We start from the raw sequence: 14,071 nt of genomic DNA on the forward strand, positions 1-14,071 counted from the left end.
GGGCTACTTCAGCGCAGGTATCGGCTGCGCCTGGAACGCGGGGCGCGGCTGCTCCCTGAGCTTTTTCGCCAGCATGTCAAGTGCCACTTCCAGCTGGCGGTCGGCGCCATTGAAGGTGGCGTGCGGCGGATTTTCCACCTCGACATCCGGCACCACACCCACGCCTTCGATCAGCCACTGGCCATCGATGCCGAACTGGCCGTTTTCCGCCACGCGCGCCATGCCGTTATCCAGCAGGCGCGTATTGTCGCTGAGCCAGACGCCGGCGCCGGCCGTGCGCTTGCCTACCAGCGGTGCCAGTTTCAATGCCTTGATGCCGGCGGCGAAGGTTTCGCCATCCGAGTACGTGAGTTCATCGACCAGCACCACCAGGTGGCCGCGGAAGGTGTTCTGCATGTTCGACGACGGCTGCACGCCCGGCGGCGCCCAGTAGGCCCAGGCCTTGCGCAGCAATTTTTCGATGATCCAGCTGTCGATATTGCCGCCGTTATTGCGCCGCACATCGATGATCAAACCTTCGCGGTTGACGTTGGCGTAAAAGTCGCGCGCGAACGAGGCGATGTCGTTCGCGCCCATGGCGCGCAGGTGCAGGTAGCCGATGCGCCCCTGCGAGGCGGCCGCCACCTGTTCGGCGCGGCTCAGTTCCCAATCGCCATAGCGCAGCGCCGTCTGTTTCGCCATGTTGACGGGCGTGACAATGACGGCGCGCGCCGCGCTCCCCTTGCCATTGCCCCGTTTGACCTGCAGCAGCACCTGCTTGTCGGCCTGGTTCAGCAGCAGGTCGCTGATATCGCGCGCGGCCAGCACGTCCTTGCCATTGACAGCCGTGATCACGTCGCCCGCCTTCACATCCACTTCGGGGCGCGACAGGGGTGCCCGCGCCGAGGGCAATTCCGCTTCGCTGCGGTAGACATGCTCGACCTGATAGCCCTCGCTGGTACGTGCCAGCACGGCGCCCAGGCCAGCCGGCGTGCCCTCCTGCTCCGTGCGGCGCAATTCGCCGGGACGGATCTGCGAATGCAGGGCCCCCACTTCGGCCACCATCATGCCCAGCACGTCATTGAGCTCGGCCCGGTCCGTGACCCGTTCGACCAGCGGCGCATATTTGTCGCGCGCCGCCTTCCAGTTCACGCCGCGCATCTTCGCGTCGTACAGGAAATCGCGGTGCAAGCGCCAGGCGTCATTGAACATCTGCTTCCATTCCAGGCGCGGATTCGACACAAACGTCCAGTCGTCTACTTTGACTTTTGCCTTCGACAGGTCGGCCGGCAACTTGGCACCCGCCTCGATCACCAGCATCTCGCCCGGGCCGGTGGCCGCCGCCGTCCTGTAGTACAGATGTTTTTTATCCGTCGCCAGGTCGAATTCACGCACATTGGCCACCAGCAATTCCGGCTTGGAGCCGGTATTACCGATGGCGAGAGTCTTCAGGCTGGACTTGTTCTCGCCGCTGTCGCGCTCAAGGAAATACAGGCGCTTGTCGTCGGCGGCCAGCGCGCTGTAGTTGCCCGCCGCCAGCGGCACCTCATACAGGCGCTCGGCCAGTCCCTTGAAGACGACGTCCGGCAGCGCCGCCGGCGCTTTCTTCACGGCCGTCTTGCCGCCGGCCTTGTCCAGGGCCTTTTCCGCCGCCAGTTCGGCCGCCTTTTCATCGTCCGTTTCCGCCGGTTTCACTCCTGGGCGGCTCAGCTCATCATCGGGCTGGAACGGGAAACGGTTACCCGGCTGTAGCGCCAGCGCATACACGCCGATGCGCTTGTCGAACACGGGTCCCATGTTGCGGTCGCCCCACGGCGACCCATTGGCCAGCTGGAAATTGCGCGCCGACATGAAATACAGCCAACGCCCGTCGGGCGAAAACACGGGCGAGCCGGACGTATAGCGGTCGCTGGTGACGAATTGCAACTGCTTCGAGGCGAGGTTATACAGGCCGATCTGTTCGCGCTGCTCGTTGCTGGCCACGCGCACGATGGCCAGGTTGCGGCTGTCGGGCGACCATTGCACTTCATCGTGCTTGTCCACGCCCGCCTTGCCCGCGTCGTCGATCAGCTGGTTGCCACGGGTCGCCAGGTCCAGCAGCCAGAAACGGCCTTTCTTGTCCGTATGCGCCAGCCAGCGCCCGTCCGGCGACGGATACAGTTTCCAGCGGTGGTTGTCGCCCTGCGTCGTCAGCTGCTCGCCCTTGCCCGAGCCATCGGCGGCATACTTCCAGATTTCATTTTCGCCGCTCGTGTCAACGATGGCGAAGACGGATTTCTCGTCGCTGGAAAAGACGGCATCGCGCGCCCGCGCCCCTTCGGGAATGGCGATATCGACGCGGCGCAAGCTGCCCGTGCCGGCGATGCTGACGCGGCCCCTTGCGGTGAGGATGATGCGTTCATCCTTGCCCGACAGCTGGACATTGCTCAAGGTATCGAGCGGCGAGCGGATCTGGCGCGCGCGCTGCTGGTCGAAGTCGGAAACGAGGCTGATGGCCAGCGGCTGCGAGGTGGACGAAGAGGCCGACGCGCCTGGCGCGTTCAGGTCGAGCACGTGCAAATCGGCACCCAGCTGGTAGACGACCTTGCCATCACCCAGCGCGGCATTGCGCACGTCCCACTGCGTGTGGCTGGTCAACGCGCGGCGGTCGGAGCCGTCGGGCAGCATGCTCCATAAATTGTCGCTGCCGCCCGCGTCGCTAATATAGTAGACGCGGCCCTGCCACCACATGGGGCGCTTGTTGTTGCCCGCCAACACGCTGGCATCCGTGTGCATGCGCACGGCCTCGCCTTTGCCGTCCAGCGCATAGCGCCACAGGGTGGCATGCGCGCCGCCCCGGTAGTTGCGCACATTGTCGTTGGTCATGGCCAGGCCGAAACGCGTGAAGAACAGCGTCTTGCCCGCGTCGTCGAGCACGGCATCGTTGGCGTCGGCCACGGGAAACACGCGCCGCGTCTGCTTCACGGGATCGATGGCGGCGACGATGCGACGCGAGGCGGGGCCATCCGTATTTTGCGTGCTGACCAGCACCTCGCCCTGCGCCGTCCAGCCCAGCACCAGCACGCCGCCATTGTCATACGAAATACGGCGCGGCAAGCCACCGGCCAGCGGCATCACATACGCTTCCTGCGCCCCTTCATAGGCGGCGGAAAACGCCAGCCACAGGCCGTCGCGCGAAATAGCTGCATTCGTTTCATAGCCTGGATGCGTGGTCAAACGCTGCGCTGCGCCACCGCGCACGCTGCTTTTCCACAAATCTCCTTCAGCCGTGAAAACGACAGTGTCGCCGCGCACGGCGGGAAAACGGAAATAGCTGCCGGCAGGAGCGGCGGCAGCGGCGGCAGCGGCGGCGTTGCCCAGCAGGCCGGCGGAAAACAGGAGGGAAGCGAGAGTGCGGGAAATTTTCATTGAGCAGTCTTTCAAGAGCCAGGGACACGAAACGATGTGGGGCATGGCCGACACCGGGATCCTGATTCTTGCATAGCTTGTGCAAAAGCAATACCTATTTTTAAACAAGGTTATTTCAACAACACTTTTCTTGACTGATGGCATGCACGTAAAAAAACCCGCGCCACTTGCGTGGGCGGGTTCTTTTGAAAGCAGCCAGGCTGCGCTTATTCCACTTCCACCGTTTCCGGAGCAGCCGTCGGCGCCGCGTCTGGCGGTTCCGGGAATTCCAGCAAGACCTGGTCCTTGTCGTCGAGGTCGACCGTGACCCGTCCGCCGGTGACCAGGCGACCGAACAGCAGCTCGTCGGCCAGAGCCTTGCGGATCAGATCCTGGATCAGGCGTGCCATCGGCCGCGCGCCCATCAGCGGATCGAATCCTTTCTTGCCGAGGAAAGCACGCAGCTTCTCGGTAAACACGGCTTCGACCTTTTTCTCGTGCAACTGTTCTTCCAGCTGCATCAGGAACTTGTCGACCACGCGCAGGATGATTTCCTGGTCCAGCGCGCGGAAACTGATGGTCGCGTCGATACGGTTGCGGAATTCCGGCGTGAACATGCGCTTGATGTCGGCCATCTCGTCGCCTGCCTGCTTGGAATTGGTGAAACCGATCGAAGCTTTCTGCAAGCTTTCCGCACCCGCATTGGTCGTCATGATGATGATCACGTTGCGGAAATCGGCTTTGCGGCCATTGTTGTCCGTCAAGGTGCCGTGGTCCATGACTTGCAGCAGGATATTGAAAATGTCCGGATGGGCTTTTTCAATTTCGTCGAGCAACAAGACCGCATGCGGCTTCTTGGTGATCGCTTCCGTCAGCAAGCCGCCCTGGTCGAAACCAACGTAGCCCGGTGGCGCGCCAATCAAACGGCTGACCGCGTGGCGCTCCATGTATTCCGACATGTCGAAACGGATCAACTCGATGCCGAGGATGAAGGCCAGTTGCTTGGCCACCTCGGTCTTGCCCACGCCGGTCGGGCCGGAGAACAGGAAGGAGCCGATTGGCTTGTCCGTCTTGCCCAGGCCCGCGCGCGCCATCTTGATGGCCGAGGCCAGCGCATCGATGGCGGGATCTTGCCCGAATACCACATTGCGCAAGTCGCGGTCGATGGTTTGCAGCTTGCTGCGGTCGTCCTGGTTGACCGTTTGCGGCGGAATGCGCGCGATCTTGGCGATGATGTCCTCGATCTCGGCCTTGCCGATGGTTTTCTTTTGCTTCGACTTCGGCAAGATGCGCTGTGCCGCGCCCGCTTCATCGATGACATCGATCGCCTTGTCGGGCAGATGGCGGTCATTGATGAAGCGCGCCGCCAGTTCGGCTGCCGTCGTCAGGGCCGAAGCCGAGTATTTCACGCCATGGTGCTCTTCGAAGCGCGATTTCAGACCACGCAGAATCTGTATGGTTTGCTCGACGGTTGGCTCGTTGACGTCCACTTTCTGGAAACGGCGGCTCAAGGCATGATCTTTCTCAAACACGCCGCGGAATTCCGTGTACGTGGTCGCGCCGATGCATTTCAACTGGCCGTTCGCCAGTGCCGGTTTCAGCAGGTTCGATGCATCCAGGGTGCCGCCCGAGGCCGAGCCCGCACCGATGATGGTGTGGATCTCGTCGATGAACAGGATGCCGTTCGGATTGTCCTTCAATTGCTTCAGCACGGCTTTCAGGCGCTGTTCGAAATCACCGCGGTATTTGGTCCCGGCCAGCAAGGCGCCCATATCCAGCGAATACACGACGGCATTCTGCAGGATTTCCGGCACGTCGCTTTGCGTGATGCGGTAAGCGAGGCCTTCGGCGATGGCCGTCTTGCCCACGCCCGCCTCGCCGACCAGCAGCGGATTATTCTTGCGGCGACGGCACAGGATCTGGATCACGCGGTCGACTTCTTCCTCGCGGCCGATCAGGGGATCGATCTTGCCTTCGGCAGCGGCCTTGTTCAGGTTTTGCGTGAACTGGTCGAGCGGGCTTTCCTTCGGCTGGCCATCGACGGGCGCTTCTTCCACGCCTTCGGAGGCTTTCGCACTTTCCGTCGACTGGTCCTTGCGCACGCCGTGCGATATGAAATTGACCACATCCAGGCGCGTCACGCCCTGCTGGTGCAGGTAGTAAACAGCATGCGAATCCTTTTCGCCGAAGATGGCCACCAGCACATTGGCACCCGTGACTTCCTTCTTGCCATTCGAGGCGGACTGGACGTGCATGATGGCGCGCTGGATCACGCGCTGGAAACCAAGCGTCGGCTGGGTGTCGACTTCGCCCGTGCCAGGCACGGTCGGCGTGTTATCGCCGATGAAATTGGTGAGGGTCTTGCGCAGGTCCTCTAAATTGACCGCGCAGGCACGCAATACCTCTGCAGCGGAGGGATTGTCCAGCAGTGCCAGCAGTAAATGCTCAACCGTGATGAATTCGTGCCGTGCCTGCCGAGCTTCGACAAACGCCATGTGCAAACTTACTTCTAATTCCTGCGCAATCATACTTCCTCCATCACGCACTGCAGGGGGTGCCCCGCCTTGCGCGCATGCGTTAAAACGAACTCCACTTTGGTACACGCTATATCTTTAGAGAACACGCCGCACACTCCTTTGCCGTAGCGATGAACACTGAGCATGATTTGCGTCGCCGTTTCACGGTCCTTGTTGAAATACTCCTCAATGATGGCCACCACAAATTCCATCGGGGTGTAGTCGTCATTGAGCAAGGCCACCTGGTAGAGCGGTGGCGGCTTCAGCACTTGCCGCTCCAGCAGGGTTTCTGTGTCGTGCTTGGTTGCCATACGCTTATTCTAATGCTTTCACAGTGGTTGTCATGCGCAATATCTACGCCTTTCCAATTGTTTTCAATCTTACGCGTTTTCTTAATAGTGCGCAGATGGCGACCTTGCTGTCAAAATCAAGAGTTGCTTTTTTGGTTGCCGTGAAGAATTTGTCAATATCGATGGAAAAGCGCTTGACTTCATTATTTATTCCGCCAACAATGCTGTATCGACTGTTGCAGTAATGTACAGCTTGATAAGAAGTGAGACGTCGAGGAGGGGGCAAGAAGCTTCTTGCTTTTATGGCTCGTGTGATTTGTTTTAATTTTGAAAGTTCTTTTTATGGCAACAGGTACAGTTAAGTGGTTCAATGATTCCAAAGGTTTTGGCTTCATCACTCCAGATGACGGCGGCGAAGATTTGTTTGCTCACTTCTCCGCAATCAACATGAACGGTTTCAAGACCCTCAAAGAAGGTCAAAAAGTTCAATTCGAAGTCACGCAAGGCCCTAAAGGCAAGCAAGCTTCCAACATCCAAGCAGCCTAAGCATCGCCGGCCCTCAGATGTGAAAAACCTCGTTGTCAAACGGGGTTTTTTTTCGTCCGCAGGGTGCGTTGCACCCTGCACTGCCCCGCGTGTTACATATGCTCGATCATCACGTCGCCGAAACCGGAGCACGACACTTGCGTCGCGCCTTCCATCAGGCGGGCGAAATCGTAGGTGACGCGCTTCGAGGCAATCGATTTCTGCATCGACGAAATGATCAGGTCGGCCGCTTCCAGCCAGCCCATGTGGCGCAGCATCATTTCCGCCGACAGGATCAGGGAACCGGGGTTCACGTAATCCTTGCCCGCGTACTTCGGCGCCGTGCCGTGCGTCGCCTCGAACATGGCGACGGAGTCGGACAGGTTGGCGCCCGGCGCGATGCCGATGCCGCCCACTTGCGCCGCCAGCGCGTCGGAAATGTAATCGCCGTTCAAATTCAAGGTGGCGATGACGCTGTATTCGGCCGGACGCAGCAGGATTTGTTGCAGGAACGCGTCAGCGATGGAATCCTTGACGATGATGTCGCGACCCGTCTTCGGATTCTTGAACTTGCACCAGGGTCCGCCATCGATCAGTTCGGCGCCGAATTCCTTTTGCGCCAGCGCATACGCCCAGTCGCGGAAGCCGCCTTCCGTGTACTTCATGATGTTGCCTTTGTGCACAATCGTCACGGACGGCTTGTCATTGTCGATCGCGTACTGGATGGCCTTGCGCACCAGGCGCTGCGTGCCTTCGATGGACACGGGCTTGATGCCCAGGCCCGAGGTGGCCGGGAAGCGGATCTTGGTCACGCCCATTTCATTGATCAGGAAATCCATCAATTTCTTGGCTTCGGCCGAGCCTTGCTGGTATTCGATGCCGGCATAGATATCTTCCGAGTTTTCGCGGAAAATCACCATGTCGGTCTTTTCCGGCTCTTTCACGGGCGACGGCACGCCCGTGAAGTAGCGCACAGGACGCAGGCAGACATACAGGTCCAGCTGCTGGCGCAGGGCCACGTTCAGCGAGCGGATGCCGCCGCCGACAGGCGTGGTCAGCGGGCCCTTGATCGAGACGACGTAATCTTTCAGTACGGCCAACGTTTCTTCCGGCAGCCACACATCGGGGCCGTACACATTCGTCGATTTTTCGCCCGCATAGATTTCCATCCAGCTGATCTTGCGCGCGCCGCCATAGGCCTTGGCCACGGCAGCGTCGATCACCTTGATCATGACCGGGCTGATATCGATGCCCGTGCCATCGCCTTCAATGAAGGGAACGATGGGATTATCTGGTACATTCAGCGAAAAATCGGCGTTGACGGTGATTTTTTGGCCGTCAGCAGGTACAGTGATATGTTGATACATCGTGATCTCCGAAGTGGGACACACCGCTGGCGGGCAACACGGGCCGGCGACGCGCTCTGCGGTTGCAGAGTTTACAAAAACAAGTCCGAACATGGCGGCAACAACGCACTTTAGCAGGGAAGGAACAGCCGGGCCATCCGCATCGCCATGCAGAATGCAGCGCCAAAGAACCCTATCGCCACACTGACCCAAGTCTTCTATAAGACATAAGACCAGCGTTTCACATTATGCACCAGTATCTTACAGGGCGCCACGCTTTTGCGGCGCCAATCAGCGACCACCATCGTTTGCATCAATTCATCTATCAGCATGCCACTCATCCTCTTCAATAAACCATTCCAGGTCTTGTGCCAGTTTTCGCCGCAGGACGGCCGCGTCACCCTGGCCGACCATTTGACCATTCCCGGCATCTACCCGGCCGGCCGCCTCGACGCCGACAGCGAAGGCTTGCTGCTGCTGACGGACGACGGCCGGTTGCAGCACGAAATCAGCCACCCCGACCGCAAGGAAGCGAAAACCTACCTGGTGCAGGTCGATGGCGTGCCCGACGCTGCCAGCCTGGCGCGCCTGCAGGCGCCGCTGGACCTGGGCGACTTCATCACCAAGCCGTGCAAGGCCGTGCGCATCGCCGAGCCGGACTGGCTGTGGCCGCGCGACCCGCCCATCCGCGCGCGCGCCGACAAACCGACCTCGTGGCTGGCGATCACGTTGAAAGAAGGAAAAAACCGGCAAGTGCGGCGCATGACGGCTGCCGTCGGCCTGCCCACCCTGCGCCTGGTGCGCAGCGCCATCGGCCCGTTCTCGCTGGCCAGCCACCCTCTGCTGCCTGGCGAATGGTGTGAAGTGCCGGCCGAGAACATTGGAAAAACGTGAGCAGGACAAGAACAGTGGCTTCGGCACTAAAATTTTGCCAATAAGCACTATTTATTTTTAGATAATGTATTAAAATCATCCTACCTTAACATGATGGAAAAGGAAAGATGATGAAAAAAGTAATGCTGACGCTGGCCGCCTCCCTGCTTGCCGGCACCGCATTGGCGCAATCGGGTGCCCAGGTGCATGCTTCCGCAGCGACCGATGCCGTCAAACCGCCCCCTGCATCGGCAGCCAGCCATGCTTCGGCCGCCACCGATGCCATCAAGCCGGTGCCGCCAGCAGCGGCCTCGACCAAGGCCTCGGCCGCAACCGATGCGCCGCGCCTGATTCCCCAGGCGCGCAAGACGAAGCAGCCAGCCGCTGAAGCAGGCAAGCCGGTGAAATAGGCGCCATCCCCGGGATTACAGCAACCATGTTGCTGTAATCCCACGCTTTCGGCGCGGCCAGGCAGCCAGCTTGACCGGGCGGCGGCCAGCATGGCTTAATCGCCGCTTCGCAGCCACCATCGCGCTCCATGAAAACTTCTCTTCGCCTTCTCAGCTTCTCCATCGCCCTGATGACTTGCGCCAGCATTGCGCAAGCACAAGCATCGCAAGGCAAGCGCTTGCAGCTTTCGGCCGGCATGCATTTGATCCAGGCGGAAGTGGCCGCCACGCAAGAGCAACGCGAACAAGGCTTGATGTACCGCGAAAAAATGCCGGTGAATGCGGGCATGCTGTTCGTCTTTGGCAACCCGTCCACGCAATGCATGTGGATGAAAAATACGCCGCTGCCCCTGTCGGTGGCCTTTATCGACGCCAGTGGCAAGATCGTCAACATCGAAGATATGCAAGCGCATACACTCGACAGCCATTGCTCCACCAGGAGCGTGCCCGTGCGTTATGCGCTGGAAATGAACCTGGGCTGGTTCAAGCAAAAGAACATCAAGCCAGGCATGAACATCGGCAACTTGCCCGCCTTGCACTAAGCCATGGTGGCCGGCAGCGGGCCGCTGCCGAAAACGCGGCCGAAGATGAGCATAAAAAGCACGCGCGCACGCGAAAAAACCCGCCAGAACGAATCTGCGGGTTTTTGCTTTTCAACCAGTGCCAGCGTACCGGCACAGGCAGGCCACCTTGATGGCTTGCCTGCTGGCGAATATTAAGCGGACAGTGCTTTCAAAGCAGCTGCCAGACGGCTCTTATGGCGAGCTGCCTTGTTTTTGTGGATGATCTTCTTGTCAGCGATACGGTCGATGGTCGACACGGATGCTTGGAAGATTGCAGCAGCTGCTGCCTTGTCGCCGCCCTGGATCGCTTTGCGAGCAGCTTTGATAGCCGTGCGCAAGGTCGAACGTTGGGACGAGTTGTGTGCGTTTTGCTTAACTGCTTGACGAGCGCGTTTGCGCGCTTGTGCGGTATTTGCCATGGAATTTCCTAAAACAGGGTCAAAGTGCGTTTGCAAACATTAGTGTTTGCCAACCGGTGCGTTCTGTGCGTCTGCCGAACCATGTGTGCCAAACCAGTGCCTGTCAAACATTAGTGTCTGCGTAACAGAATTCTGTACAGCCTTCGATTATAGCGATATTTTCAAGCGGGGGCAAATCAAAAAACCGTGTGTGACGCCAAAAACACCTGAAAATGGGCCTGGCAATGGCGAATCAACAGCGATTGTTACCATATTTTAAGCGTTTTCCAGGGCCGTGCGCGGCTATAATCTGCCCCCATGAACTTGCTTAAAACCCTCGCCGCCATCTCCAGCATGACCATGCTGTCCCGTGTAACCGGATTATTGCGCGAAAGCCTGTTCGCGCGCGCCTTTGGCGCCGGTGCCTACACGGACGCCTTCATTGTTGCTTTCCGCATCCCCAACCTGTTGCGCCGCTTGTTTGCCGAGGGTGCGTTCTCGCAAGCCTTCGTGCCGATCTTGTCTGAATACAAGAACCAGCACGGCCAGGAAGCCAGCAAGCAATTGGCCGACCATGTCGCCACCACGCTGGTCTGGGCCACCCTGCTCGTGTCGCTCCTCGGCATCGTCGGTGCGCCGTGGTTCGTGTACGCGATTGCCACGGGCCTGACCAAGGACCCGGGCGCTTTTGACGCGGCCGTATGGATGACGCGCTTGATGTTCCCTTATATTACCTGCATGTCCTTCGTGGCCCTGGCCGGCGGCATTTTGAATACCTGGCGCGAATTCAAGATTCCTGCATTTACGCCAGTGTTGCTCAATTTATCATTCATTGCCGCCTCGCTGTTCCTCGCGCCGTACTTGAAACAGCCGATCTACGCCATGGCCATTGCCGTGTTCGCCGGCGGCTTGCTGCAGGTGGCCATCCAGATTCCCGCGCTGATCAAGATCGGCATGCTGCCGCGCCTGTCACTCAATCCCGCCATCGGTCTGTCCGACGGCGGCGTGCGCCGCGTGCTGAAAAAGATGGGACCAGCCGTCTTCGCCGTCTCGGCAGCCCAGATCAGCCTGATGATCAACACGAGCATCGCGTCGCGTCTGGCCGAAGGCAGCATTTCCTGGCTGTCGTATGCGGACCGCCTGATGGAGTTCCCCACCGCCATGCTGGGCGTGGCCCTGGGCACCATCTTGCTGCCCAGCCTGTCAAAGGCGAATGTGGATGGCGACAAGACGGAATACTCGGCCCTGCTGGACTGGGGTTTGCGTCTGACTTTCCTGTTGGCACTGCCCGCCGCCGTCGGCATGGCGACCCTGGCCACGCCGCTGATCGCGACACTCTTTCACTACGGCAAGTTTACAGCCGAATCCGTGACCATGTCGACGCAGCCGCTGGTGGCGTACAGCCTGGGCCTGATCGGCATCATCCTTGTGAAAACCCTGGCGCCCGCGTTCTATGCGCGCCAGGACATCCGCACGCCCGTGAAAATCGCCATCGGCGTGCTGATCGCCACGCAGCTGATGAATCTGCTGTTCGTGCCCTATATCGCCGTGGCCGGCCTGGCCCTGTCGATCGGCCTGGGCGCCTGCCTGAACGCCTCTTTTCTCTACTGGGGCTTGCGCAAGCGCGGCATCTACCAGCCGAAACCGGGCTGGGCCAAGTTCTTCCTGCGCCTGTTGCCGGCGCTCATCGTGATGGGCGGCGTTGCCGCCTTCGGCGCCCTGCGCATCGACTGGATCGCTATGCAAGCCCATCCGCTGTTGCGGGCCGGCGCGCTGGCCCTGCTGGTGAGCTTGTGCGGCGTGGCCTACTTTGCCACCCTTGTCCTCGTTGGATTCCGCTTCCGCGACTTCAAGCGCCACGCATGACAACGTGCGCAGGACGTTATTGCCCGCGTCTCGCCGTACTAGCCCTGCGCTTGTTGTCGCCATCGCGCATCTTGTAAAAACAAAAAAACCCGCCTCGGCGGGTTTTGTCATTCTGGCTGAAAAACAATCAAACGGCTTTGCGGGCGCGGCGGCGGGCGGCGAAACCGACCAGTGCCAGGCCACCCAGCAGCATGCCGTAGGTTTCAGGTTCCGGCACTGGCAAGGCCGATACCGTGCCCACGTATTGGCCGTTCTGCAAACCGGTCAAGCCGGAAACGCGCACCTCGTAGCTGCCGGCTGCCAACGGCCCCGCCCAGCTCAGGCTCTGGATACCGGATACCGATGCCCAAGTCAGGTCGCCATAGCCCACCAGTGTGGCGGCAAAGTTGCTGATTGCGCCGTCGGGAACGGAAAACGTTTGCAATGCACCGAAAGACGCCGACGATGGCGTCAGCAGTTTAAAGGTCCACAAATCGTCGATCACCGAATTGGCAGCAAAATTGGTGGTGATGGATGACCGTGTATCAAATCCGCTCGGGTCCAGGATACCCAGATTGTAAGTGGCCGCCGACGCGCTGAACGATGCTGCAGCCAGAATGCCAGCTGCGATAAATTTCAATTTCATAACTTATCCCTTAAAGTAAATTATGGCCGCCAGGTAGGGCCAGCCACCGTTTTAGTACTGAAAGTACCAGATACAATGGTAGCATAAAGATATTAAATTACTTGCAATTATTTTATTTAAATTACATTTAAAATAAGTATTTCCGCTACGAAATGGTTGCGTACGCAGGAGAATTTCCTATTGAAAATAGTTCTCGCCGTATCGCTCTCGATTGACTTATGGTTACAGCGGATTGGCTGCTTCCTGCTGCGCGCCAGCCTCTTCCTCCGGTTCCGGCACCTCGGGCGGCGCGGGTTTGGGCACGACGGGTGCTGGCGCAGCACGGGGAAACAAGGCCGGCGGCGCGGCTGTGTCTGCCGGCACCAGCGCCAGCCCTGCCGGCGGCACGGGGCCGCCGACGACAAACTGCCACTCGGACAGCTGCGACTTGCCTTCGAAGCCAGTGAAGCGGGCCTCGAAATTGCCCACTTTTAAAGGCGCGGACGACGACAGGCTATGCATGCCGATGATGCCCTGGCTGCCAGGCTGGTACAGCAAGCCCCACTCGGCGCGTCCAGTGATGGGGTCGACATACAGCTTGCGCAAATGGCGGCGCACCTGCGGAAAGCGGGGGTCGCGCAGCAAGGCGGCCAGATTCGGCGGCTGCTGCGGCTGGCCGGCAGGCGTGGCGCCCGCGTAGCTCTGCAGCGCATCGACAAACTGCGCGCCGATGTCGAGCAATTCCTGCTCGGCAGCCTGGCGCTGCAGCAAGGAGCCCATCTTCAGACCAGCCGCGCCCACCAGGCCGAGGATGGCCACCACGATGATCAGGCCCAGGTAGGTAAAACCGCGCTGGCGGCGCGCAGAACAAGGCATCGCCGCTACCAGTCGGCAAACGGCGTGCCGCTGCGGTCCTTGCCGGGCGCGCCGCTTTTCACGTCATATACCTGGCCCTGCGTGTCGTCGGGCGGCGGCACGATGCGCCAACTGCTGTCGCTGTCCGTAATGGGGTCGATGGGCATGGCACGCAGGTATTTCTTTTCCACCAATTGCTCCAAAGTATCGGGATAGCGGCCCGTATCGCCGTGGAACTGGTCGATGGTCATGCGCAGGTTGCGCAAGTTGTCTGCCAACACGGTTTCCTTTGCCTTGTCGAGGCTGGGAAAGTAACGGGGCACGGCCAGGGTCAGCAGCAGTGCCACGATGCCAAGCACCACCAGCAATTCGATCAGGGTAAAGCCGCGCGCGCGGGCAGGAAGGATGTCAGCAGCCATG

The 14,071-nt window shown here is 59.9% G+C and carries 13 protein-coding genes; 5 read left to right on the forward strand and 8 right to left on the reverse strand.

Features of this window, described 5'->3' with window-relative positions; all coding sequences use genetic code 11:
- Positions 1-3: 3 nt before the first annotated feature.
- The 3 genes from ACQ4WN_RS15325 to clpS form a co-directional block, all read right to left on the reverse strand.
- The gene (locus ACQ4WN_RS15325; protein ID WP_436552317.1) at positions 4-3,387 is read right to left on the reverse strand and encodes a S41 family peptidase; all 3,384 of its coding nucleotides are present in this window, start codon (positions 3,385-3,387) and stop codon (positions 4-6) included.
- Positions 3,388-3,593: 206 nt separating this feature from the next.
- Complete coding sequence (gene clpA, locus ACQ4WN_RS15330; protein WP_436552318.1) at positions 3,594-5,894, reverse strand: ATP-dependent Clp protease ATP-binding subunit ClpA; 2,301 nt, start codon at positions 5,892-5,894, stop codon at positions 3,594-3,596.
- Positions 5,891-6,193, reverse strand: a complete 303-nt coding sequence (gene clpS / locus ACQ4WN_RS15335) for an ATP-dependent Clp protease adapter ClpS (RefSeq protein WP_096234388.1) — start codon at positions 6,191-6,193, stop codon at positions 5,891-5,893. Before clpS ends, clpA begins: the two co-directional genes overlap by 4 nt.
- Positions 6,194-6,514: 321 nt before the next feature.
- Here clpS and cspE point away from each other — a divergent pair, with 321 nt between their 5' ends.
- Positions 6,515-6,718 (forward strand): transcription antiterminator/RNA stability regulator CspE, encoded by a 204-nt coding sequence (gene cspE, locus ACQ4WN_RS15340; protein ID WP_010395943.1) that lies wholly within the window; start codon positions 6,515-6,517, stop codon positions 6,716-6,718.
- Positions 6,719-6,810: 92 nt separating this feature from the next.
- Here the strand turns inward: cspE and icd are convergent, their stop codons facing one another.
- Positions 6,811-8,064, reverse strand: coding sequence for an NADP-dependent isocitrate dehydrogenase (icd, locus tag ACQ4WN_RS15345; protein ID WP_436552319.1), 1,254 nt, complete (start codon positions 8,062-8,064; stop codon positions 6,811-6,813).
- A gap of 309 nt (positions 8,065-8,373) precedes the next feature.
- Between icd and ACQ4WN_RS15350 the strand changes: the two genes are divergently transcribed.
- The 3 genes from ACQ4WN_RS15350 (at position 8,374) to ACQ4WN_RS15360 (ending at position 9,907) form a co-directional block, all read left to right on the forward strand.
- Positions 8,374-8,937, forward strand: a complete 564-nt coding sequence (locus ACQ4WN_RS15350) for a pseudouridine synthase (protein WP_436552320.1) — start codon at positions 8,374-8,376, stop codon at positions 8,935-8,937.
- 107 nt (positions 8,938-9,044) lie between these two features.
- Positions 9,045-9,326: a hypothetical protein gene (locus ACQ4WN_RS15355; RefSeq protein WP_436552321.1), complete on the forward strand. Its 282-nt coding sequence runs from the start codon at positions 9,045-9,047 to the stop codon at positions 9,324-9,326.
- A 128-nt stretch (positions 9,327-9,454) separates the two neighbouring features.
- Complete coding sequence (locus tag ACQ4WN_RS15360) at positions 9,455-9,907, forward strand: DUF192 domain-containing protein (RefSeq protein ID WP_436552322.1); 453 nt, start codon at positions 9,455-9,457, stop codon at positions 9,905-9,907.
- A 173-nt stretch (positions 9,908-10,080) separates the two neighbouring features.
- Here the strand turns inward: ACQ4WN_RS15360 and rpsT are convergent, their stop codons facing one another.
- Positions 10,081-10,347: a 30S ribosomal protein S20 gene (gene rpsT, locus ACQ4WN_RS15365; RefSeq protein ID WP_010395935.1), complete on the reverse strand. Its 267-nt coding sequence runs from the start codon at positions 10,345-10,347 to the stop codon at positions 10,081-10,083.
- A gap of 297 nt (positions 10,348-10,644) precedes the next feature.
- Between rpsT and murJ the strand changes: the two genes are divergently transcribed.
- A complete protein-coding gene (gene murJ / locus ACQ4WN_RS15370) occupies positions 10,645-12,192 on the forward strand; it encodes a murein biosynthesis integral membrane protein MurJ (RefSeq protein WP_436552323.1) in 1,548 nt (515 codons plus the stop codon).
- Positions 12,193-12,319: 127 nt separating this feature from the next.
- On the opposite strand, the gene ACQ4WN_RS15375 is transcribed toward murJ, so the two are convergent.
- The 3 genes from ACQ4WN_RS15375 to ACQ4WN_RS15385 form a co-directional block, all read right to left on the reverse strand.
- Complete coding sequence (locus ACQ4WN_RS15375; RefSeq protein WP_436552324.1) at positions 12,320-12,817, reverse strand: FxDxF family PEP-CTERM protein; 498 nt, start codon at positions 12,815-12,817, stop codon at positions 12,320-12,322.
- Between the two features lie 222 nt (positions 12,818-13,039).
- A complete protein-coding gene (locus ACQ4WN_RS15380; protein WP_436552325.1) occupies positions 13,040-13,672 on the reverse strand; it encodes a type II secretion system protein in 633 nt (210 codons plus the stop codon).
- Positions 13,673-13,677: 5 nt separating this feature from the next.
- Complete coding sequence (locus ACQ4WN_RS15385) at positions 13,678-14,070, reverse strand: type II secretion system protein (RefSeq protein ID WP_436552326.1); 393 nt, start codon at positions 14,068-14,070, stop codon at positions 13,678-13,680.
- Position 14,071: the final 1 nt, after the last annotated feature.

The organism is Janthinobacterium pasteuri, assembly GCF_051380775.1.
GTDB lineage: Bacteria > Pseudomonadota > Gammaproteobacteria > Burkholderiales > Burkholderiaceae_D > Janthinobacterium.